The organism is Spiroplasma endosymbiont of Lariophagus distinguendus (assembly GCF_023846195.1).
Taxonomy (GTDB): Bacteria; Bacillota_I; Bacilli_A; order Mycoplasmatales; family VBWQ01; genus Spiroplasma_E.
In genome coordinates this window covers 1-716 of sequence record NZ_JALMUW010000158.1, presented here as the reverse complement: position 1 = coordinate 716, position 716 = coordinate 1, and the positions used below count along the sequence as shown (strand labels likewise).

The 716-nt window shown below is 21.2% G+C and carries 1 protein-coding gene; it reads left to right on the top strand.

All coding sequences use genetic code 4. The features are described 5' to 3' along the window. Positions 1-716, top strand: a 716-nt coding sequence (locus M0D11_RS06280) for a ligand-binding sensor domain-containing protein (RefSeq protein WP_252321104.1), incomplete at both ends; no start/stop codon positions are given.

Genomic DNA, 716 nt, shown 5'->3' with positions numbered 1-716 from the left:
TTTATAAAAACTGATAAAGATAAAAATACTTATGTCGCAACTAATAATAATATTTATAAATGTCTTGCAACTCAAACATATTTTCAACAAATGATAATACCTAAAGAATTAGAAAATATTAGATTTTTAAAAATTAATGAGAGAGACGGAAATGTTTTTATAATAGCTAATAATAATATTTATAAATGTTTAGCGGGAGAATGAGAATTTAAAAAAATGACATTACCAACTAATATTAATTTTCTGAGTCACATAAGTATTGATAAATATGGAAATATTTATATCACTGCTAATAATACTCTTCATGTTCCTTTTGCGAATAGTATTTATAAGTGTTTAGAAAATGACGACGAATTTAAACAATTAAATATAGATACAAATAAAGAAACACTACAAATTTCTCTTTTAACAACTGGTAAAGACGGACAGATTTATATAATTGCAAATAATAGTATTTATAAATGTTCAGCAGAACAAACAGAATTTATAATAATAAGTGAACATTGAGGACTACCTGTTAATGCTATTTTAGTAACAGATGAAAATGGAACTATCTATATTGCAGATAATAATAATATTTATAAGTATTCAGTAAAACAAAAAGACTTTAAGAAAATAAATAATTCATCAATAGATGGAATAATCAAAAAAATAATAATAAATAATAAAAATATTTATATAATAACTAATAATAACTCTGTAATAAATAAAGTTGG